Genomic DNA, 20,215 nt, shown 5'->3' on the forward strand with positions numbered 1-20,215 from the left:
GGACCGGCCGTGGAGGCCGGTCCCGCCTCTGGTCCGCCCGCGGACGAAATCCGGTCCGTCCGCGGACGAAGAGGGCAGCCGGGAGACCAGGTCCGTAGCCGCGGACAGACACCCCAGCCGGGCACGCGGGTACAACCTGAGACGCGGTGAACTCCCTTTGTCTCGAACGGTGACGGGGTTCAGCCGCAGTGGCTTCGGTTGCCGTCAGCCGAAGTTGGCCTGGCCTCCGTCCAACGGCACCGTTGCCCCGGTGAGATAACGGGCATCGGTTCCGCAGAGCATCGCGACGGCCCGGCCGATGTCGTTCTCGCAGTCGCCGACGTAGCCGAGCGGGATGGTCCTGCGGAACTCCGCCGCCTCCTCGGGGCTCTCGGCCTCCCACTTCTCGTACGTGGGGGACACGGCGTGCGGGGCCACCGCGTTCACCCGGATGTTGTCCGGCCCCCACTCGCTGGCCGCTGTGCGCGTCAGGGAGCGGATGGCCGACTTGGCCGCCGCGTACGCACCGTAGTTGCTCTGATCCCAGCGGACCATGACCGAGCTGAGCAGGTTGATGATCACACCGCCGCCACGCCGGACCAGATAGGGGTGGGCGGCCTTCATGAAGGCGAAGGTGGCAAAGGGCCCGCTGCCGAAGCCGGCCCGGAGGTCCGCGTCGCTCATCGACAGCAGTGGGCCGAAGGCGCCGCTGTAGGCGTTGTTGACCAGGATGTCGATCCCGCCGAAGTGGTCGGCGATCCGGTCCACCAGTTCCGGCACACGGTCGGTGTCCACCACGTCGCAGACGAAGGGCTCGGCCTTCACGCCGCGTGCGTGAAGGCACTCACAGGTCGTCTCCAGCTTCTCGGCGGTCCGCCCGAGCACGGCGACCGACGCCCCCTCTGCGCCGAGCGCCAGGGCGATGCCCTGACCCACTCCCTGCCCGGCTCCGGTGACGATCCCGACCTTGCCTTCGAGTCTTCCCACGGGTCTTCCTTTCTCGCGGCCGGCGGCGCGGTGCAGGCAAGCCGCTTCCGGTCGCCGACCGGAAGCGCTTCACGGCTCCTTCGCCGTTCCCGTCCTCGGTGTTCCGGTGGTCATGGCTGAGAGAACCTATCCAGGGGTGCCGGGCAGACGCCCGAGTCCCTCCCGATCACCGGGAGCCGACTGGGGAGCGGGCACACCGCACTGGAGGAAGCGGCGCCGCAGGAGGCTCAGGCGCCCCGCGACGCTCCTGCGGCCCCGGTTCCACTCATCGGGAGCGCGGCGCCCGGGGCCGCGCACGGTGGCCTTACCGTCCTGACATGCGTATTCAGGAGCACGTGAACGTGCTGGTCTTGCCCGGGGAAAGCTCATGACAGCAGAACTTGCGACCGTACCCGCTGCGCAGCAGGAGACGGCCCCCACTCCTTCGGCGATGCGGCGGGCGCTGGGAGCGTTCGCGACCGGCGTCACCGTGGTCACCGGGCTGGACGCCGACGAGCCGGTGGGGTTCGCCTGCCAGTCCTTCGCCTCTGTTTCCCTCGACCCGCCCCTCGTCCTGTTCTGTGCCGACCACAGCGGGCGCACCTGGCCGAGGATCAGGAAGGCGGGACGGTTCAGTGTGAACGTCCTTGCCGAGGACCAGACCGACCTCTGCGCGCGCTTCGGCTCCAGCCGGGGGCGGAAGTTCGACGGACTGGACTGGGACCTCTCGCGCTGGGGCACCCCGTCCCTGCGGGGCGTGCTGATGAGAGCCCACGCGGAGGTGCGCGCGGTGCACACCGCCGGCGATCACGACGTGGTCGTCGGCCGGGTCCTCGGGCTGGAGACGGCGGCCGGTCCGCGGCCGATGCTGTTCTTCCAGGGCCAGTTCGGCGTGCCGGAGCGGCAGGACGTCCTCAGCGACGCGGTCGCCCCCGGTCTCTGGGGGTGGGCCGACCCCTGGGACTGACGGGCCGCCGGCCCGCACCGCACCCTCCGCGTTTCCTGTCCCTCGGGGCGTCCCGGCAAAGGGGTTACCCGGGACGTCGATGGCCTGGTGCCGGAGCCCATGCGCCGCTCCGGTCCCTGCATCGTACGGACCGGACGGACCCGAAGGGCGCGCACGTCGCCTGGTGACCGACCGCGCGCACTGGCCGGCGGTGGTGGACACGTGATCCGAATCGGAGACCCTTGCGAACCGATCGTCGAGGCCGCGCCCGCACACGCGGGAGCGCGCGAGTGCTGTCCTGAGAGCGGCCGATGCGTGTGCCAGGGACGGCGCGCAGGCGAAGACATCCGCCGTCGTGCGAAGCCGCGCGCCGGGACGGCCTGGCACGGCGAAGCCAGGGGCAGCCAGGAGCGGGCGGATCTCGTGGACGGCCCGGTGATCGTGCAGCGGTCCACTCCGTAGAGCACGGCCATTGCCGCGTGGGGAAGTTGGAAGCGCAGGATGACCAAAGCAGCGATGACGCGGTCGGTGAACACCAACTGGTGACGGGGTCCTGCTCCAGCCGCACGCATCCGGTCGTGGCCCCGGCGATCGTGCAGTCGCCCCTCTTCCGATACCGCTCACGCGTCGGCCAACTCGCCGATCAGCGCACCAAGTCGACGGCGATGGAGACCAGTGAAGACACGATGGGACAAGGCCGTGCGGGCCAGGTAGTGCGTCACAACAACACCAACTCGCGCGGCCTTCTCCACATCCCCGACCGCTGGAACCGGCATTGCCGGTGCTCGTCAGCCTTGCCGTCGACGCTGCCGCAGAACACCAACGGTGCCGCCAAGGGCCACAAACAGAGAGCCACCCACTACCCAAGGCAGGTTCGAGGTGACGGATGCCGCGGGGTGCTGCTCGAAGACCATCCGCGACATTGCTTCCCCGAGCAGCCCGCCGGTCAGCGTGGCCCCCCACAACATCAGAAGGATCGTCCAACCGTTCCGGGCACGCATCCAGTCATTCACGTGGTCATCATGCGCTCGGCCTCCCATCGGTCACAAGCAGGCCCGTTGAAAGGCAATGACCACCAGCATCAAGATCACGACGCCCCACCCACAATCGAGCACAACCTCGTGAGAAGTCATCTCAATTGGCGATCGAGCCGCCCGTGAGAGTCAGCGATCAGGCGCAGGCGCGGTGTCGTGACCGCGGTGCGAGACTTGCAGCATGGACATGGGGCGTGAGTCGCGGTGGGAAAAGGACGCAATGACGGTGGAGATCGTTTTCGCCCTGGTGACTGCCGCCGTGCTGGCTGGGGTGGTCTTTGCCGTCGTCTGGACTCTCGCCCTGGCCCTTGACCTCTCTGGTTCGACAGAGAAAGGCGTGTTGGCAGGGGGTGCAGTGCTTGGAGCGGTGGCCGGAGTGTGGCGTCTGGTACGGGTGCTGCTTCGGTTCGACAAGCAGCGCCGGATGGGCCACTGACAGTGGTGCGGTGCCTGCGACGCAGCCGCACACCCGCCAGATCTGTGGTCCGCATCACCCGCGTGATCCGCTCGCGGTCGACACGCTCGCTCGGAGGCGGACCTTGACAGCATGGAGGCGGTCAAGGTCCGTCCGCTGCACCGTCGATGCAACGAGGTATGCGGCGTAGCCGGCAGGTTCCAACCCCGACCGTCTACGGCGGTGGGTGCTCACCCCGGCGGATGCGCAGGGCAGCCGCACGCGCGGTGGACTCACGGCAGAACCGGATTGCGATAACGGTCGAACACTGCCTCCCGCTCCCGCTCCCACGTCCAATCCGAGTCCCGACGGTGGAACTCGGTAACGGCCAGCTCGAAGAATTGGTCGGACGGCTTCCCGCTGGATCCATTGACCACCAGTGCTGACAGCATCGGCTCGGGTCCGGTGCTGTCCCGGCGGCAGACGTCCGCCAGCAGGAGCGACATCATCCGGCCGTGGTAATGCACCTGATGCTCCGGTGCCACGGCCTCGCTCAGCGCCTTGTAGGTGTTGGTTCGGCCCTCCCGGGCCCACCCCCTCAGAATCTCCACCATGGCGTCCCGGGCAGCCATGTAGTCCGCATCTCCATGCCTCATGTGAGCCCCCTTCATCCGACCGGAACGACACGGTATCGAGCTGGAGATGTGTGTGAGGTAGTACCTGAAAAAGTCGCTCGCGCACTGCCTCGGAGCTGGAGCGAGCGGGGCAAGCGGACATCTGACCAGACAAGGCAATCGATGTACTCTCCGGACAACTCCCTTGACCTGCAAAAGCAGGCAGGGAGCAGACATCTCGGGCGGAAGATTCAAGTCCAGTGAGACGGTCGTGAGGCTATGAGGTTTGTGGTCCGGGTCCGCGGCGCTTGGCCGGGTCGTTGATCCAGGCCTGCTGGGGTGTCCCGGGCGGGCGGGTTGACACGCCCATCCGGCGACCGGTGGCAGTTCACCAGAACCTGCACATCACAAGCCATGGATGAGCTTTTCGCCCCCCCCACCTTCAGCTGTCCCCGGGTACCGTCTGCGTCATGGGCATGGACGGGTCGGCCGACCATTCCTCGATGGACCCGTCGTACACGGTCACGTCGTCCCGGCCCAGCAGGACCAGGACGAACCCGAGCAGCGTCGCCGAGATGCCGCCGCCGCAGTAGAGGAGCGTGCCGGCGTCCGCGGGCAGGCCGCTGACCGCATCCTCCAGTTCCGGGCGGGGCAGGAACCGGCCGTGGGCGTCCAACAGCCGGTCCTTTGCAGGCAGGTTGAGGCTTCCGGGGATGTGGCCGCGGCGGCTGTAGCGCGTGGGCGCGGAGCCGTGGAAGGCGTCTTTGCCGAGGGCGCAGACCAGGACCTGGTCGGGGCGTGAGCCGTGCACGACGTCGAGGACCGCGGACTTGTCCACGAGGGTGCCGCGGCGCTCGGCCGGCCAGCTGGCGCAGGGTACCGCCGGGCCTGCCGCGCCCTGGCCGGCCTCGGGTCCGGAGGCGACCGGTCCGCCCTGGGCCAGCCATTCCTGCAGGCCGCCGTCCAGGACCGCGACGGTGTGCAGGCCGATTTCCCGCAGGGCCCACCACAGGCGGGTCGACCACATGCGGGAGTCGTCGTCGTAGACCACGACGCGGGACTCCGGGCCGACGCCCAGCTCGCGCAGGGCGGCGGTGAACCGCTCGCTGTCGGGCATCGCGTAGGAGAACCCGGCGTCCGGTGCGGCGAGTGCGCCCGCCAGGTCGGCGTAGCGGGAACCGGGAATACGGACGAGCTCCCAGTCGTCCCGGCCGGAGGGCAGCGGTGCGGCGCTGCCCGCTCCGTTTGCAGGGAGCGCGGCCGGGTCCGCCGGAAGGGGCTTCTGCCGCACCGTGGCGTCGAGCACGACGAGGCCGGGGCGGTGCAGGTTCTCCCGCAGCCAGGCGGCGTCGACCAGGGGCCCCGGCAGGTCGACGGCGGTGGCCGGCGGGGTGGGTGCGGTGAGGTGGTCAGGAAGCGGCATCGGTGCGCCTTCCGTGAGCGGCGGCAGGGTGGTCGGGTCGTACGCGTCGTTGGCCCGGGCCGTGGAAGCTCTCCCGTAGCGTGGTGCCCTCGTAGTCCTCCCAGACGCGTCCGCGGGCCCTCAGCTCCGGGACGACCAGGTCGATGAAGTCGCCGAAGGAGGCCGGGGGAAGGATGTCGGTGAGGTTGAAGCCGTCGATGCCGGCCTCGTCGATCCAGCGTTCGAGTTCGTCGGCGACGGTCTGCGGGGAGCCGACGACGACCGGGCCGAAACTGGAGACGGCCATGTGTTCCGCGATCTGACGCGGTGTCCAGTCGCGGGTCGGGTCGGCCTTGGTGAAGTTGGCCAGGATGCTCTGGATGCCGGGGGCGTCCACGTAGGCGAGCGGCTCGTCGAGGTCGAACTGGGCCATGTCCACCTGGGTGATGCCGCTCAGCCGTGTCAGGTTGCCCTCGATGCTGGCGTAGGAGCGGTAGCCGGCGAACTTCGCGTGGGCCTCCTCGTCGGTCGGCGCGGTGACCACCGTCATGATGGCGAACATCTTGATGCTCTGCGGGTCACGCCCCAGCCGCGCGGCACGGGCCCGTATGTCGTCCGAGTGCGGGCGCAGCACGTCGGGCCGCTGGCCGCTCATGAACACGCCCTCGGCGTGCTTGGCCGCGAACGCCCGGCCGGCCGGGGAGGTGCCTGCCTGGTAGATGACCGGGGTGCGCTGGACGGAGGGTTCGGACAGGAAGATGCCCGGGACGTCGTAGTACCGCCCGTGGTGCTCGATGGGGTGGACGCGGGCGGGATCGGCGTAGACGCCCGAGGCCCGGTCGTGGACGACCGCGTCATCCTCCCAACTGCCCTCCCACAGCTTGTAGACGACGTCCATGACTCGTCCGTCACCGCGTACCGCTCGTCGTGGGGCAGTTGCTCGTGCCGCCCGAGGTTGCGGGCGGCGCTCTCCAGCGCCGAGTTCACCACGTTCCAGCCGATGCGTCCCTTGGTGAGGTGGTCGAGCGTGGTCATCTTGCGGGCGAACAGATACGGCAGTTCGTACAGGGCGGAGACCGTGATGCCGAAGCCGAGGCGGCGGGTGGCGGCGGCCATGGCCGAGACGGCGAGCATGGGATCGTCGGTCGGTGTCTGCAACGCCTCCTTGATCGTCTGGTCGCCGCTGCCCCGGTACACGTCGAGCACGCCCAACGCGTCCGCGATGAACAGGCCGTCGAAGGTGCCCCGTTCCAGGGTCTGCGCGGTCTCGATCCAGAAATCGAGGTCGGTGTACCGGTGCGACTGGCTGGCGGGGTGGCGCCACAGGCCGGCAGTGGTGTGGGCCACGGCCGACGTCTTGAATCCGTTCAGTCGGATCCGTTTCGTAGTCATCGCGGTCTTGCTTTCTGCGAGGGGTGTGAGGCTTCCGGGGCGTGGGTGCCGGGTACGCGCGGCGGGCGCAGGAGCGGGTCGACTCCGCCCACGCACACCGGAGCGGTGATCCCCAACAGGGAAGGGGGACGGGCCACTTCGGGGCGATGCCGCCGTGCGGCAGGAAGTCTCGAACGGTCAGGAGAGGCGCGGGGCCGCGTCACGCGGCGGAAGCAGCCCGGCCGAGGGGAGCGGGACAGGACCGGCCGGTTGAGGCGGCAGCACGGTCGTGGCGGTTCCCTTGCGGAGAAGGGAAGGTACGGACACCGTGCGCGCCGCCTTCCGGGGTCGCAGGGCGTGGCCCGACGATAACAGACCCGTTCGGCGCCTCACGTCGTCGGTGCGAGCGGCGCCCTCCCAGGTCGCGGGCGCTTCGCGGCGGCCCGCCAGGTGTGTACCGCGGTGGGTGTGGGGTGCGGAGCCGGCGAGCGAGCACCGGACTTCGCACGGGGTTCAGGACCGCGCGAGGGCCGCTATGCGCAGGTCCCGGGTGCGGCTCTGGTGCTCGATCACATGCTGCCCGGCGGCCGCCGCGTCGCCGCGGCGGATCGCGTCCAGGATCCGGGTGTGCTCCTCGAGGATCAGCGCAAGGTTGTCCGGCTGGGTGGTGGTGCCGGAGTCGTACACCTTCAGCTGGGCGTCCAGGCGGTCCATCAGTTCGATGATCGTCGTGTTGTGCCCGGCCTCGCGCAACGCCACGTGCCACTGCTCGTTGAGGCCCTGCAGCTCGGCCGGGTCCGCTGACGCCGCGGCGCGCTCGTGGACGTGGACGAGGCGGGCCAGGTCGAGCTCGGTCCGGCGGGTCGCGGCCGCCTGCGCGGCCGATGACTCCAGGGCGATGCGCGCCTCGCAGATCTCCAGGATCTCCTGGGGAGTGCGTGCACGAACCACGTAGCCGCGGGTGGCCTGGGTCACCAGGCCTTCCTGTTCGAGCCTGATCAGCGCCTCCCGGACGGGGGTGCGCGAGACGTTCAACTGCGTGCTGAGTTCCGTGGGGATCAGGACGGTGCCGGGTGGTGACTGGCCGTCGAGAATGTTCTGCCGGATACGGGCGTAGTGGCTGCCCGTACCGGTGCCCCGGTCTTCCCGTGCGGTGCTCAAGCTTGTTCGCTCCTCCGTGCCGAGGGCCGGATGGTCGGCGGCTCTCGCGGAGCCGCGCGCTCTCCGGCCGACAGGTGTTCTCGCGATGCGAGACGGCACAGTCTGCCACTATCTACATCTGTATACAGTTGCTTGCAGCTGAATCCGGACTTGAGTACTGTCCCGTCCACAGGTCCGGGTCCATGCGTTCATGTGCAGGCCCCCATGCACGCCTGACAGGATTTCGGGAGTTTCTGATGCATCGTGGCGCGCAGCCAGGGCGATACACCGCCCACTCGGCGCACCCGGTAGCCGGGACGATCTCCTGTTTCTGCAGCGGCCTGACGAGTCGGCGGCACATCGACCTCATGCGCGTGTCCAGCACGGGTTGTTGCTGATCACACGCCTCCTCCGGAAGCTGCGTTCCGGCCGCTGACATCAGCGGCGGGCGCTGCTGTGTCCGGCCCGATGCCAGGCGCGTCTCTCTTCCGTCGCACACCTCGCCCGCTTCTCGGCATGGCGTGGGAACAGGCCTCGGGCGCCGCGCCCGCATCTCTCATGACCCCGCAGGCCCCCTCAGCTGCCGCCGCTCTCCGGCCGGCGGCCCACAACGGTGGCCGAACCACTCCTGAAGGGGATCTCCATGCCTGAGCAGCTCCTGCTCGCCAAGGACCCGCAACCGCAATCCGACCCGTCCGGCCGGCCCGACACCGAAAAGCACCGGGGTGCCGGGGCGCCCTTCGCCGCACGCAACCGGCGGGTGCTGCCGCACGCCGCCCGCGCGGCCGGCCCCTGGGCCGTCCCCCTGCTGGTCCTGCTGGTGTGGCAGTGGACCGCCGCGGCCGGCATCCTCCCGCCGTCCGTTCTCCCCGCTCCGGAGGCGGTACTGCAGGCGGGAACCGACCTGGCCGCCACCGGAGACCTTCAGTTCCACCTCCTCACCAGCCTGCGGCGCATCCTCCAGGGCTTCGCCCTGGGCGCGGCGACCGGCCTGCTCCTGGGCTTCCTGGTCGGCATGTCGAAGGTGACCGAGATCCTTCTCGACCGCTCCCTGCAAATGGTGCGCACCATCCCGCACTTGGCACTGGTGCCGCTGATGATCGCCTGGTTCGGCATCGGGGAGGAGCCCAAGATCCTGCTCGTGGCGCTGGGCACCTTCTTCCCCATCTACCTGAACACCGTGACCGGCATCCGCGGGGTCGATCCCAAACTGCTGCAGCTGGGCCGCTCCTACGGACTGGGGCGCTGGCGCCTGGTGCGCGACATCGCCGTCCCCGGTGCGATGCCCACCATCCTCTCCGGCGTCCGGTACTCCCTCGGCGTCGCCTGGATGACCCTCGTGATCGCCGAGACCATCTCGGCCAGCGACGGGATCGGCTATCTCGCCCAGAACGCACGCGAGTTGCTGCGCACCGACCAGATCGTCCTCGCCATCGTGCTGTACGCACTGGCCGGTCTGCTCGCCGACCTGCTGACCCGGCTCATCGAAAGGAGGGTGCTCCGGTGGCACCCCAACTACCGTCCCAGGGCGCACCAGTGACCCCCGCGCGGGCAGGCGCCCGCCTTGCCCTGGAGGGTCTGGGCCGGCAGTACGACGGCCGGTGGGTCCTGGAGAACCTCGACCTGGAGATCGAACCCGGCTCGTTCGTCTCCTTCCTCGGCCCCAGCGGCGCGGGAAAGAGCACCCTGCTGCGGATCGTCGCCGGGCTGGAGCAGCCGAGTGCGGGAACCGTCCAACTCCACGGGGGCGGCCCGCAACCGCCCATGGTGCGGATGATGTTCCAGGAAGACCGGATGCTGCCCTGGCGCTCGGTCGAGGACAACGTACTGCTGGGTGTCAGGGGCCGCAGGGGCGAAGCGCGCACCCTGCTGGAGGCGGTGGGCCTCGGTGACCGCGGCGGCGCCTGGCCGGCCGAGCTCTCCGGCGGTCAGCGGCAGCGCGTGGCCCTGGCCCGCGCCCTGCTCCACCACCCCGAACTCCTGCTCCTGGACGAGCCGTTCGGCGCTCTGGACGCCATCACCCGGATCGCCATGCAGCAACTCCTGGAACGCCTGTGGCTGGAGCAGCCGCGCACCGTCCTGCTGGTGACCCACGACGTGGAGGAGGCGCTCGTGCTCTCCGACCGCGTCCTGGTACTGGCCGACGGCGCCGTCGGCCGCGACCTGCACATCGACCTGCCCCGCGGGGAGAGGCGAGGCCACCCCCGCCTCGTCGCCTGGAAGGAAGAACTGCTCCAGGGCCTTCTCGCACAGCACTCCACCTCCCCGGCAGCCATCTGACGCCACGACAGAACGTGGCCACAGCGCCCGTATTGCCCATCCGGCCAGCCGAGCAACCCTCACCGAGAAAGAACCGACCGTGACCGTGAACCGCCCCTCCGCCCGTTCGACCACCGGAGCCTCCCTGCTTCGGTCCGGCGCGCTCTCGCGCCGCGGCGCCCTGGCCGCGAGCGGCCTCGCCGCCCTTGCTCCGGTCCTGGCCGCCTGCGGCGGCGGATCACGGCCCAGCAGTGCCGCGCTCGCCGACGGCGTGCCGCAGAAGCTCCGCTACGCGGTCATCGGCAGCGGCAAGACCGGAATCCCGGCGGCGCTGCGCTACAAGTTCGACGGCGTGGACCTCAGCAAGGAACTCGGCGGCACCACCGTCTCCTGGCCGTCCGGATTCACCGCCTCGCTGCCGGTGATGGAGGCCCTCAAGTCCGGAAACGTCGACTTCACCTTTGCCACCGCCACCGCCGTGGCCTACGCGATCGGTGGCGACGTACCCATCGTGCCGCTCGCCGCCTACCCGCTGCCCTCCAACCAGGTCGAGATCCTGGTCCCGCGGAACTCGCCCATCCAGGGCGCCGCCGACCTCAAGGGCAAGCGGATCGCCGACCAGCAGGGCACCACCGGTACCTACAGCCTCATCAAGTACCTGCAGACCGCCGGCCTGCGGCTGGACGACGTCGAGTACGTCAACCTGCCGGCGGCCGACGCCGAATCGGCCTTCGCCAACGGCAAAGTGGACGCCTGGATCAGCTGGACCCCGGCCATCAGCCTGGGCCGGGCCCGGCACAAGGCCCGCTCGCTGCCGAAGGTCAGGACCTACGACTACACCTTCTACGTGGCCAGTGAGTCGTTCGTCGAGAAGTTCCCCGAGGCCGCGGCCACGGTGGTGCGTGCCATCCGGGACACCCAGCGCCGTATCAACGCACGCCCCGAGGCGAGCGTCGACTTCTTCGACAAGATCGGCGGATTCGGCTCGGAGGACCTCGAGCGCACGGTGTTCCTCGAGCTGACCAAGGACAAGCGGCTCTCGGAGTCCCATGCCGACACGCTCGCACCGGTGGACAGCAAGGCGATCGAGAACACCCAGGACCTCGCCGTCAACTTCCATGACCTGGGCGTCTACCCGTCGAAGATCGACGTGACCGGCTTCCTGCAGGACTCGCGGTTCGACTCGATCAAGAAGACGGTGGCCGCCGCACTGGCGAAGTGACCGACCGGCCGTACCGCAGGACACCGTGCACGACAGCAGGGAAGAGAGAACACGCAGTGAGCACCCCCCAGAACCAGATGCACCTCGCCGCCTTCGTGACCGCCGGCCCCGGCCGACCCGGCGGCTGGCGCCACCCCGGATCCGAACCGGGATGGCTGTCGGCCTCCTACTACCAGCACATCGGCCGCGTGCTCGAACAGGGCAAGTTCGACCTGATGTTCCTGCCGGACATCCTGTCCGTGCCCGACCGCCTCGGCGGCAGCAGGGACAGCCAGCTCCGCTACGGCGCACTCGGCTCGCTGCGGCTCGATCCGACTCCCGTGCTGTCGGCGGTAGCCGCCGCCACCACCCACCTCGGTCTGGCCGCCACGATCTCCACCAGCTACTTCGACCCCTTCCCCGTGGCACGCTCCTTCGCCACGCTCGACCACCTCAGTGACGGACGCGCCGCCTGGAACGTGGTGACCTCCTTCCAGGACTCCGAGGCCCGCAACTTCGGCGAGGACCGGCACATCGGCCGCGACCAGCGATACGCCCGGGCCGACGAGTTCCTCGAGGTGACCTGCAAGCTGTGGGACAGCTGGGAGGATGACGCCCTCGTGGCGGACCCGGAAACCCCCCTGTTCGCCGACCCCGACCGGGTGCACTCCATCGACCACAAGGGGGAGTGGTTCAGTGTCCGCGGACCGCTGAACACGCCCCGGCCGCCCCAGGGTTACCCGGTGATCATCCAGGCCGGGGCCTCACCGAAGGGCCGCGACTTCGCGGCGCGCTGGTCCGACGTCATCTTCTGCAGCCACGCCTCCCTGGAATCGGCCAAGGACTTCTACCAGGACATCAAGGCCCGCGCGGTCCGCCACGGCCGCCGTGCCGAGGACGTCAAGATCCTCCCCATGGCCACCCCCATCATCGGGCCCACCACCGAGGCCGCGCACGAGGCCGAGCGGCGCCTGGCCGAACTGGTGCCGCCGCTGGCCGGCCTGTCGACCCTCGCCTACCACCTGGACGTGGACCTCTCGGAGCTGCCGCTCGACGAGCCGCTGCCCGACGTCGACGTCCCCGGTGTCCAGGGGCACTACCAGGAGGTCGTGGAGATGACCCGGCGCGAGGCGCTGACCCTGCGTGAGCTCGGCAAGCAGTACGGCGGCCGCACCGAGGGATCGTTCGTCGGCACCGCGACCGAGGTCGCCGACGGCATGACGCAGTGGTTCACCGAAGGCGCCTGCGACGGCTTCACCGTGGGCGCCGTCCACACGCCGGGCGCCTTCGAGGACTTCGTCCGCCAGGTGGTGCCCGAACTCCAGCGCCGCGGCCTGTTCCGCTCCGCGTACGAGGGCAGCACCCTGCGCGACCACCTCGGCCTGGAGCGCCCCGATACCGGTCAGTGGCACCACCGCCGTCACGGGAACACCGACAACGGCTGACCCGCACCACACACTCCACACACCGGATCCCGCACAGCGACGCCAAGGACCTCACGGCATGACAGCAGCAGGCGACATCACGAGAATCACCGGCCGCACCACCGACACCCAGGGGCGCTTCCTGGTGACCGCTCGGACGAACCACTTCGTCTCGGACGCCCGTACCGGGCCGGGCGAGGCCGTGCAGGCGGGGGAGCTGCTGTTGTCCGCCCTGGCCTCCTGCTCCCTGGGCAATGTCCAGCTCCATGCCGAGGAACGCGGCTCGGGTCTGACCGGTGGCCGGGCCGAGGTCAGCTTCCAGCGTGACCCCCAGGACCCGACCCGCTATGTGTACCTGCGGATCGAGTTGCTGCTCGAGGGGGTCGACCAGGACGAGGCCGATGTCCTGGTCGGGCTCTTCACCGGCAGCTGTCCGATCTACAACACCCTGCGCCGGGGTGGCCGCATCGAGGCGGTCGCCCGGGTGCAGGAACCGCTCGCCGACGCCGCCTGAGGAAACGGCCGACCCGGGGCCGGGTCGCGCCCCAACCCCGTCCCCGGGCCCGCCGCCCGGCAGGCATGCGGGCCCGGGGGTCGCCCCGGCACCCGGGCCCGCTCCACCGCATCCCGTCCCCCGCACGCAGACCCGAAGGTGATCACCGTGTCCACCGTCCTGTCCGTCTCCGGCAGTCCCTCCGCCGCATCCCGCACCGCCCGCCTGCTGCGCCACCTGGACGCGCGACTCACCGCCAGGGGGCATGAAGTGATCCCGCTGGACGTGCGTACCCTGCCAGCCGAGGCGCTGCTCGGCGGCGACTTCGGCCACCCCGCGGTCCGTGAGGCCACTGCCCTGTTCGAACGCGCCGACGGCGTCGTGATCGGCACCCCCGTCTACAAGGCCGCCTACTCCGGCCTGCTGAAGTCGCTGCTCGACCTGCTCCCGCAGTACGCCCTGACCGGCCGGACCGTACTGCCGCTGGCCACCGGCGGCTCCACCGCCCATGTGCTGGCCGTCGACTACGCACTGCGCCCGGTCCTCGCCTCGATGGGCGCCGAGCACATCACCCCCGGCTGGTTCGTCCTCGACCAGCACCTGGCCTCCGCCCCCGACGGCACCCTGGACATCGAACCGGGGACCGCCCGTCACCTCGAGCGCGTCGTCGACGGCTTCGCCTCCGCCCTGGAACGCCGCGCCCTCCAGCCCGCCGCCTGACCCTCCGCGCCGCCGCCCGGCTCCTGGTCGGCCACCTCGCTCCAGACCTTTGCCCAGCAGGACTCGCCAAGCACTCCTCAGTCGGCAACGCCTCTGCTCAGCACACGCATCATGGCCGCGCGCACCTCGCGGGTGAGGCCGTCGTCGCAGGGGACGCCGAGGGTCAGGGCGAGGTCCTTGCCGTAGAGGTCGGTCAGGGCTGTGGCGAGGTCGGCGAAGGTGGAGGCGGCGGCGCGGCCGCGGGGCGCCGCGGTCGCGGTGGCCAGCAGGCCGATGACCGCGGCGGGCCACCAGCAGACGCCGAGCAGGAGGTAGGCAGCGGCCCAGGCATGCAGGCGGGCGGCCGAGGCGAAGGTGGCGCGGGCGGTGGTGAGTTCGGCGCAGGTTCCGTCGGGGCAAGAAGCCAGAGGTGGGGCCAGGCAACGGTGAGGTCGAGGCGGTAGGCGCGCCAGGCCCGGTCCTCGGGCGTGGTGATGCGGTCGCCGGCCCAGAACGGGTGGCGTGGCGCGGCGAGGGAGATGCGGGCGCGGACGGCGTGGCGTCGTTCGGCGGACTCGGTGAGCGGGCCGGCGGCGTCGGCGCCGGCGATGGTGGCGCGTCCGGCGGCCACCACCGCGGAGCGGTAGGCACGGTCGGCGTCCTGCCGGCGGCGTAGGCGACGGGCGGTCAGCCGACGGGTCACGGGACCGCGAGCGTCGGTGAGCCATGCCTTCTCGCACCATGTTCCCACCGCCTGGACGGCGGCTCCGACGCCTGCGGCACCGGCCAGGACGGCGAGCGCGGACACCGCGATGGCACCCGGGCTGTGGGCGCCGGGGGCGGCGGCCAGCACGTCGAGCCGGGCACGCAGGCGTTCTGTGTCGTGCCAGTGGCGTTGGCCCAGGGTGACGGCGGTGACGAGAGCCGTCAGGTAGATCAGCCCCGGGACCGCCGGGAGCGACATCCAGCGTTCGGCGAGTCGGCCGCCGAGCGTGTTGAGGAAGGCGGTCATGGCCTCAGGGGGATCTCGCGCAGCTGCTGATCGAAGACGTGGCAGCGTGGCGGTCGGACGGCGTCGGGGGGAGGGGGCCTCGACCCGTGCGCAGTGGCCGAGGGGGCAGGCCAGCACATACAGCGGCGGATGGCTGTTGCTCGCGCCCGGCAGAGGTTCGTACGTGCCCGAGGCGGTGCGGTAGGAGCCGAGCCCGGCGCTGTGCCCGGTGGCGAGGAGGAGTTCCTCCACCGCGTCGAAGGAGTCCTCGAGTTCCTCGGGGGGACGGCCGAAGCGCAGCTCGGCGAGGATGTGGTCGACGAGCCGGTGCATGGTGGCGTCGGCGGTCAGCCCGGCCGGTGTCGGCATCAGCCTGCGGCACAGTTCCCCGAGCCGCTCATGGCGGGGTCCAGGCTCCCTCGCCATGTCCTCCTTCCCCCGCACAGGTCAGGATAACGACCGTTCCCCTGAGGGTAGTTGGTTATCGTGGAGTGTCATCGCGGCTTACGGGGAGGCCGGTCATGCCGTACGAGTACGGGGCCGATCCGCCCGCATCGGCGGCCTCGGCCGACGCGCGGCTGGAGCGGTTCCCTCACACAGGCGACCGGCGGGATCCGGACCAGGTGGTCGAGTGGTACCGGGCCGCTCTGCGTCGACCGTTGACCCCCGCGGACCGCAGGAACTGCGAGTCCAACCTGCCGGTGGGCCCGTGGCTCCGGTGGCGGGTGTTCGGTGACGCCCTTGATCGGGACGAACTGATCGCACTGACAGGTTCGTTGGCGGCCGGCAAGGGGGCGGCAGAGCAGGATCTGGTCTTCCTCGGGGTCGCCTTGGGTGACCGGTTCGACCGCGGGTCAGTGATCACAGTCGAGTTCGACGCGCACCGGTACCCGCCCACCCCTTGGGCGGACGAGGGGGTTTGCTCCCCGAGGTTTTGAACCGGGCCCGGTCGGGGGATGCGCCGGGCCCGGTGGAACGGGGGTCAGCCGGATGCTCGCTCGGAGGCCAGGCGCGGTCGCAGCCGTGCCCCGGCCTCGGCAAGGATCTCGAAGGAGCGGATGCGGTCCTCGACGCCGTGCACCAGAGTGAGCGACATCAGCTCGTCGGCTCCCGTGCGCTCCAGGAAAGCCGCGATCTTCTGCTCCAGCGTCTCGGGGCCGCCCACCAGATGCGCCTGGACACGCTCGTGCACGTACTGGAGCTCGGGCGGGCTGTACGGGTGGGCCGCGGCCTCTTCCGGACTGGGGTACGGGCCTGTTATGCCGGTGGTCCGCTGGAGGAGCGAGGACAGCGCCATCGGCCCCGCGAGGTACTCGGCCCGCTCGTCGGTGTCGGCCGCGATGACGATCGCCGCGACGATCGCGTACGGATGGTCCAGCTCGGCCGAGGGGCGGAAGTTCTCCCGGTAGAGCTTGAGTGCCGGGACGGTGTTCTCCGCGCTGAAGTGGTGAGCGAAGGCGAACGGCAGGCCGAGCATCGCGGCTGTACGGGCGCTGTTGCCACTCGACCCGAGCAGCCACAGGGGAGGGCGGTTGCCGCGGGCCGGGGTCGCGACAACCGGCAGGACGGGGCTGCCCTCATCCGGTGTCCCGAAGTAGCCGATCAGTTCGGCCAGGCGCTGCCCGAAGTCGTCGTTGCTGACGTCGCGGCGCAGGGCGCGGGCGGTGACCGGGTCGGTGCCCGCTGCCCGGCCGATGCCCATGTCGATCCGGCCAGGGTGCAGGGCCTCCAGGGTGCCGAACTGCTCGGCGACCACTAAGGGGGAGTGGTTGGGCAGCATGACGCCGCCCGAGCCCACGCGCAGCCGGGTGGTGGCGCTCGCTATCCGGTCCATCAGGACTGGCGGAGAACAGCTGGCGATATTGGGGGCGTTGTGGTGTTCGGCCATCCAGTACCGTAGGTAGCCGAGCTGGTCGACGCGTTCCGCGATGGTGATCGTGTCCCGCAGGGCCTGGCCCGGGTCGGATCCGCTGACCACGGGGGAGAAGTCCAGTACCGACAGAGGTATCGCGTCCTGCTGGGTTTCAGTCATGCTCTCACTCGTTTCGATCGTTGGGCGTCCGAGCGTCTCAGGCAGCCGGCTTCACGGGCGGCTTGGGCACTTTGACGGCGAACAGCGAGATCAGGAGTGCGGCCACCGCGAAGGCGGTGCCGCCCACCGCCGCGGAGGCGACGCCCTCACTGAGTACGTAGTGCTTGGCCTCGTCGGGGGTCGCCCCGGCCGCCGGGGTGGCGTCCTGGCGCGCGGTCTCGAAGAGGTTGACCAGGATCGCCAGGCCGAGCGTCGCGCCGACCTGCTGCATCGCTTGCAGCAGACCGGAGGCCGCACCGGCGTCCTGGGGCTTGACCTCGGAGAGGATCACGATGTTCAGCGGCAGGAAGCTCATGCCGGAGCCCGTGCCGAAGAGCAGCATCGGGCCGACGACGGCGGCCGCGTAACTGCTGCCCGCGTCGATCTGGGTCAGCCAGACAATGCCCGCCGTGACCAGCACGCCGCCGACCACGAGCAGCGGCTTGGGGCCGAATCTGGGCAGCAGCTTGGGCGTCGCACGGGCCAGGCCGAACTGGGTCAGTGCCATCGGCAGGAAGGCGAAGCCGGTCTCGACCGCGCTGAATCCGAGGACGTCCTGGAGGAACTGGGTGAGGAAGAAGAACAGTGCGAACATGGTCGCGGGCAGCAGGAGCATATTGGTGTAGGCGGCGGCCCGGTTGCGGTGCAGCAGCAGCTTCAGCGGGGTGATCGGCTGTTCCGCCCGAGACTCAATGACCAGGAACGCGACCAGCAGGACCACGGCGGCGACGAACGAGCCCACGGTGAGACCGTCGCGCCAGCCCTCCTCCGAGGCGCGGATGAAGCCGTACACCAGCGAGCCCATGCCGAGCGTGGAGGTCAGCGCACCGCCCAGGTCGAAGCGGCCGGGGTGCCGCTCGGGCTGACGGACGTACAGGGGCGCGAGCACCAGGATCGCGAGGCCGATGGGCACATTGATGAAGAGCACCGAGCGCCACGACAGCCAGTCGGTGAGCAGCCCGCCGAGGATCAGGCCGACCGCCATGCCGGCTCCGGATACCGCAGAGTAGATGGAGAGTGCCTTGGTCCGCTCGGCACCCTCGAAGTTGCTGTTCAGGAGGGCCAGGGTGCTCGGCGCGGCGAAGGCGGCACCGGCTCCCTGGAACGCCCGGGCGGCCAGCAGCCAGATGTCATTGGTGGCGAATCCGCCCACGAAAGAGGCGACGGTGAAGACGACGATGCCGAGCGTGAACACCTTGCGGCGGCCCAGGATGTCACCGGTTCGCCCGCCGAGCAGCAGCAGCCCGCCGAACGCCAGCGTGTAGGCGTTGACCACCCAGGCCAGCTTGGCCGACGAAAAGTGCAGGTCGCCCTGGATGTCGGGGAGGGCAATGTTCACGATCGTGGCGTCCAGGATGACCATCAGCTGGCAGGCCAGGATGACCGTGAGCGCGAGTCCGGGGTGCTGCCGAGGGGCTTCGGCGGCTCCGGAGCCGGCCGGTGTGCTCACTGCCGACTGAGTCGACATGGTTCCTCCATGTGAAATTCGGGCGCGAGGTGTTACGGGCGGGCGGCCGGGACAAGGGGCAGCACAAAGCCCGTCGGGCGGGCCACCACTAAACGGAGGGTGGCTCTGTTTACGATACGGAGGCATCCTACGTTTTTCAATCGCTGGGCTGCCCGGCCCGCGAGTGGCGGCTCCCAAAGGGATATGAGGAGGCGTCATCTCCGGCGTCCGGCGGAGCCGACCCCCACCGCCTCACTCCGACGGTGCACCGAACCAGGTGTTGAGGGCGGCCCGCAGTCCTGGGGCGTCCTTCTCGGGGGAACCAGCCCAGGCGACATAGCCGTCCGGCCGCACCAGCAGCGCCGGCGCGTCGATGCCCTCGGCGGGCGCGGCGGCCACCGTTTCGAGCCGGCTCTTCCAGCCCGCCACGTCCGGCAGCACGGCTTCGCCGCCCGACAGGTCGTACAGCACCCCCCGGCCCTCGTGGAGGGTCTGTGCCACGTTTGTTTCCCCGGCCGCGGTGACCAACGGCGCGTTGGGCACCCGCAACCCGGTCAGCGGATGGTCCGGCGCCGCCCCGTCGCTTGTCTCCCGCATCGGATAGCGGATGTCCACCCCCGACATCATGTGGACCAGATGCTCCGAGACCGCGTCGAGGGCGAGCAACTCACCGAACATCTCACGCAGCGGCCCCATCTCCCCGGGCCGTTCCATCAGCGTCAGCTGGGCCCGGGTGTTCATGCAGACCCGCGCGCCGACCGGATGCCGCTCCGCCTCGTAGGTGTCGAGCAGCCCGGGCGGCGCCCAGCCGTGGACGTCGGCGGCCAGTTTCCAGCCCAGGTTCAGCGCATCCTGAATGCTGGTGTTCAGACCCTGGCCGCCGATCGGGAAGTGGATGTGGACCGCGTCGCCGGCCAGGAACACCCGGCCCTCGCGGTACTTCTCGGCCTGCCGGGTTGCGCTGCCGAACCGCGACAGCATGACCGGCTCTCCGAGCGGTGGCGGCTCGCCAACGATTCGCTCCGCGAGCGCGCGCAGTTCCTCCATGGTGGGCGGCGCGTCCCGGGGGGCCGGCCGGGTCCTGAACTCCGCCGCGGTGACCCGGACCAGTTCGCCGCCCAGCGGGATGTACGCGAAGAGCCCTCGCTCACGCAGCTGCGGATCCCACCGCTCCTGCTGCTCCACCGGCACTCGCAGGTCGCCCGTGATGGCATTGGTGGTGGACGCCGTGCCGGGGAAGCCGATTCCGGCGAGCTTGCGCACGGTACTGCCGCCGCCGTCGCAGCCGATCAGGTACCGGGCGCGGATGTCGTAGTCCCTGCCCTTGCCGCTGACCCGCACGGTGACGCCTTCCGCGTTCTGCTCCATGCCCACCACCGCGTGGCCGCGGCGCAGTTCGACCCCGGCGAGTGCGTTGACCCGCGCCTCCAGGAGCTGCTCGATCCGCCGCTGCGGCACCCTGCGCGGCACCAAATTCCCCTCGAGCCCCATGAACCGCAGCTGGCCGAAGCCGAAGTACTTGATCTGCGGGTATTCGAAGACCGGCGCGGCGAGACCCCGCTGGTTCAGTGCCTCGATGGAACCCCACTGCAGGCCCAACGCCCGTGACCAGCCGGGGGGTTCGTCCAGCTTCTCCAGTACGACGGCGTCCACGCCGGCCAGACCCAGCTCGGCCGCGAGCATCAGGCCGGCTGGGCCTCCGCCCGCGATGACGACAGTGCGTTCCATGCGCAACCCCTCCACGAGGTCGAGTGGGAGCGGCCACCGTGGCCGCCGCGGTGGAT

19 protein-coding genes and 1 pseudogene are annotated in these 20,215 nt (G+C 70.3%); 10 read left to right on the plus strand and 10 right to left on the minus strand.

Features of this window, described 5'->3' with window-relative positions; genetic code table 11:
• Nucleotides 1-204: 204 nt before the first annotated feature.
• Nucleotides 205-966 (minus strand): SDR family oxidoreductase, encoded by a 762-nt coding sequence (locus tag AB0L71_RS31980; protein ID WP_365250011.1) that lies wholly within the window; start codon nucleotides 964-966, stop codon nucleotides 205-207.
• 367 nt (nucleotides 967-1,333) lie between these two features.
• Here AB0L71_RS31980 and AB0L71_RS31985 point away from each other — a divergent pair, with 367 nt between their 5' ends.
• The 3 genes from AB0L71_RS31985 to AB0L71_RS31995 all read left to right on the plus strand — a co-directional run bounded on the left by AB0L71_RS31985 (nucleotide 1,334) and on the right by AB0L71_RS31995 (nucleotide 3,361).
• Nucleotides 1,334-1,912, plus strand: a complete 579-nt coding sequence (locus AB0L71_RS31985) for a flavin reductase family protein (protein WP_365250013.1) — start codon at nucleotides 1,334-1,336, stop codon at nucleotides 1,910-1,912.
• Nucleotides 1,913-2,370: 458 nt separating this feature from the next.
• Nucleotides 2,371-3,051: a hypothetical protein gene (locus AB0L71_RS31990; protein ID WP_365250015.1), complete on the plus strand. Its 681-nt coding sequence runs from the start codon at nucleotides 2,371-2,373 to the stop codon at nucleotides 3,049-3,051.
• 55 nt (nucleotides 3,052-3,106) lie between these two features.
• Nucleotides 3,107-3,361 carry a DUF6332 family protein gene (locus AB0L71_RS31995; protein WP_365250018.1) on the plus strand — a complete coding sequence of 85 codons (255 nt, stop codon included), beginning with the start codon at nucleotides 3,107-3,109 and terminating at the stop codon, nucleotides 3,359-3,361.
• A gap of 251 nt (nucleotides 3,362-3,612) precedes the next feature.
• Here AB0L71_RS31995 and AB0L71_RS32000 read toward each other — a convergent pair whose 3' ends face one another.
• From AB0L71_RS32000 to AB0L71_RS32020, 5 genes and pseudogenes are all read right to left on the minus strand, one after another.
• A complete protein-coding gene (locus tag AB0L71_RS32000) occupies nucleotides 3,613-3,951 on the minus strand; it encodes a hypothetical protein (protein WP_365250021.1) in 339 nt (112 codons plus the stop codon).
• 424 nt (nucleotides 3,952-4,375) lie between these two features.
• A complete protein-coding gene (locus tag AB0L71_RS32005) occupies nucleotides 4,376-5,356 on the minus strand; it encodes a rhodanese-like domain-containing protein (protein WP_365250024.1) in 981 nt (326 codons plus the stop codon).
• Nucleotides 5,343-6,233, minus strand: coding sequence for an NtaA/DmoA family FMN-dependent monooxygenase (locus tag AB0L71_RS32010; protein WP_365250027.1), 891 nt, complete (start codon nucleotides 6,231-6,233; stop codon nucleotides 5,343-5,345). The genes AB0L71_RS32005 and AB0L71_RS32010 overlap by 14 nt, the downstream gene beginning before the upstream one ends.
• A gap of 59 nt (nucleotides 6,234-6,292) precedes the next feature.
• Nucleotides 6,293-6,727: pseudogene (locus AB0L71_RS32015) on the minus strand (LLM class flavin-dependent oxidoreductase); the annotation flags it as partial.
• 492 nt (nucleotides 6,728-7,219) lie between these two features.
• Nucleotides 7,220-7,867: a GntR family transcriptional regulator gene (locus AB0L71_RS32020; protein ID WP_365250029.1), complete on the minus strand. Its 648-nt coding sequence runs from the start codon at nucleotides 7,865-7,867 to the stop codon at nucleotides 7,220-7,222.
• Between the two features lie 622 nt (nucleotides 7,868-8,489).
• Between AB0L71_RS32020 and AB0L71_RS32025 the strand changes: the two genes are divergently transcribed.
• The 6 genes from AB0L71_RS32025 (at nucleotide 8,490) to ssuE (ending at nucleotide 13,943) form a co-directional block, all read left to right on the plus strand.
• Complete coding sequence (locus AB0L71_RS32025) at nucleotides 8,490-9,386, plus strand: ABC transporter permease (protein ID WP_365250032.1); 897 nt, start codon at nucleotides 8,490-8,492, stop codon at nucleotides 9,384-9,386.
• Nucleotides 9,350-10,126, plus strand: a complete 777-nt coding sequence (locus AB0L71_RS32030; RefSeq protein WP_365250035.1) for an ABC transporter ATP-binding protein — start codon at nucleotides 9,350-9,352, stop codon at nucleotides 10,124-10,126. Before AB0L71_RS32025 ends, AB0L71_RS32030 begins: the two co-directional genes overlap by 37 nt.
• A gap of 79 nt (nucleotides 10,127-10,205) precedes the next feature.
• Nucleotides 10,206-11,327 carry an NrtA/SsuA/CpmA family ABC transporter substrate-binding protein gene (locus AB0L71_RS32035; RefSeq protein ID WP_365250037.1) on the plus strand — a complete coding sequence of 374 codons (1,122 nt, stop codon included), beginning with the start codon at nucleotides 10,206-10,208 and terminating at the stop codon, nucleotides 11,325-11,327.
• Between the two features lie 56 nt (nucleotides 11,328-11,383).
• A complete protein-coding gene (locus tag AB0L71_RS32040; protein ID WP_365250040.1) occupies nucleotides 11,384-12,751 on the plus strand; it encodes an LLM class flavin-dependent oxidoreductase in 1,368 nt (455 codons plus the stop codon).
• A gap of 58 nt (nucleotides 12,752-12,809) precedes the next feature.
• Entirely contained in the window at nucleotides 12,810-13,244 is a 435-nt protein-coding gene (locus AB0L71_RS32045; RefSeq protein ID WP_365250043.1) for an OsmC family protein, read from the plus strand.
• A gap of 147 nt (nucleotides 13,245-13,391) precedes the next feature.
• The gene (ssuE, locus tag AB0L71_RS32050; protein ID WP_365250046.1) at nucleotides 13,392-13,943 is read left to right on the plus strand and encodes an NADPH-dependent FMN reductase; all 552 of its coding nucleotides are present in this window, start codon (nucleotides 13,392-13,394) and stop codon (nucleotides 13,941-13,943) included.
• Between the two features lie 193 nt (nucleotides 13,944-14,136).
• Here ssuE and AB0L71_RS32055 read toward each other — a convergent pair whose 3' ends face one another.
• A complete protein-coding gene (locus AB0L71_RS32055; RefSeq protein ID WP_365250049.1) occupies nucleotides 14,137-15,339 on the minus strand; it encodes a hypothetical protein in 1,203 nt (400 codons plus the stop codon).
• A gap of 95 nt (nucleotides 15,340-15,434) precedes the next feature.
• Between AB0L71_RS32055 and AB0L71_RS32060 the strand changes: the two genes are divergently transcribed.
• A complete protein-coding gene (locus AB0L71_RS32060) occupies nucleotides 15,435-15,851 on the plus strand; it encodes a hypothetical protein (RefSeq protein ID WP_365250052.1) in 417 nt (138 codons plus the stop codon).
• A 44-nt stretch (nucleotides 15,852-15,895) separates the two neighbouring features.
• Here the strand turns inward: AB0L71_RS32060 and AB0L71_RS32065 are convergent, their stop codons facing one another.
• The 3 genes from AB0L71_RS32065 to AB0L71_RS32075 form a co-directional block, all read right to left on the minus strand.
• Entirely contained in the window at nucleotides 15,896-16,945 is a 1,050-nt protein-coding gene (locus AB0L71_RS32065) for an LLM class flavin-dependent oxidoreductase (protein ID WP_365250055.1), read from the minus strand.
• Between the two features lie 37 nt (nucleotides 16,946-16,982).
• Nucleotides 16,983-18,452: an MFS transporter gene (locus tag AB0L71_RS32070; RefSeq protein WP_365250058.1), complete on the minus strand. Its 1,470-nt coding sequence runs from the start codon at nucleotides 18,450-18,452 to the stop codon at nucleotides 16,983-16,985.
• A 231-nt stretch (nucleotides 18,453-18,683) separates the two neighbouring features.
• Nucleotides 18,684-20,159 (minus strand): FAD-dependent monooxygenase, encoded by a 1,476-nt coding sequence (locus tag AB0L71_RS32075; protein ID WP_365250061.1) that lies wholly within the window; start codon nucleotides 20,157-20,159, stop codon nucleotides 18,684-18,686.
• Nucleotides 20,160-20,215: the final 56 nt, after the last annotated feature.

The sequence above is a fragment of the Streptomyces sp. NPDC052052 genome (genome assembly GCF_040680455.1).
Taxonomy (GTDB): Bacteria; Actinomycetota; Actinomycetes; order Streptomycetales; family Streptomycetaceae; genus Streptomyces.

What these genes read in the sequence shown, in the direction of transcription:
- AB0L71_RS32000 (WP_365250021.1), bottom strand. Translation starts at nt 3,951, where the DNA reads ATGGCTGCCCGGGACGCCATGGTGGAGATTCTGAGGGGGTGGGCCCGG.
- AB0L71_RS32025 (WP_365250032.1), top strand. Translation starts at nt 8,490, where the DNA reads ATGCCTGAGCAGCTCCTGCTCGCCAAGGACCCGCAACCGCAATCCGAC.
- AB0L71_RS31995 (WP_365250018.1), top strand. Translation starts at nt 3,107, where the DNA reads ATGGACATGGGGCGTGAGTCGCGGTGGGAAAAGGACGCAATGACGGTG.
- AB0L71_RS32075 (WP_365250061.1), bottom strand. Translation starts at nt 20,159, where the DNA reads ATGGAACGCACTGTCGTCATCGCGGGCGGAGGCCCAGCCGGCCTGATG.
- AB0L71_RS32010 (WP_365250027.1), bottom strand. Translation starts at nt 6,233, where the DNA reads ATGGACGTCGTCTACAAGCTGTGGGAGGGCAGTTGGGAGGATGACGCG.
- AB0L71_RS32045 (WP_365250043.1), top strand. Translation starts at nt 12,810, where the DNA reads ATGACAGCAGCAGGCGACATCACGAGAATCACCGGCCGCACCACCGAC.
- AB0L71_RS32070 (WP_365250058.1), bottom strand. Translation starts at nt 18,452, where the DNA reads ATGTCGACTCAGTCGGCAGTGAGCACACCGGCCGGCTCCGGAGCCGCC.
- AB0L71_RS31985 (WP_365250013.1), top strand. Translation starts at nt 1,334, where the DNA reads ATGACAGCAGAACTTGCGACCGTACCCGCTGCGCAGCAGGAGACGGCC.
- AB0L71_RS32060 (WP_365250052.1), top strand. Translation starts at nt 15,435, where the DNA reads ATGCCGTACGAGTACGGGGCCGATCCGCCCGCATCGGCGGCCTCGGCC.
- AB0L71_RS32005 (WP_365250024.1), bottom strand. Translation starts at nt 5,356, where the DNA reads ATGCCGCTTCCTGACCACCTCACCGCACCCACCCCGCCGGCCACCGCC.
- AB0L71_RS32055 (WP_365250049.1), bottom strand. Translation starts at nt 15,339, where the DNA reads ATGGCGAGGGAGCCTGGACCCCGCCATGAGCGGCTCGGGGAACTGTGC.
- AB0L71_RS32065 (WP_365250055.1), bottom strand. Translation starts at nt 16,945, where the DNA reads ATGACTGAAACCCAGCAGGACGCGATACCTCTGTCGGTACTGGACTTC.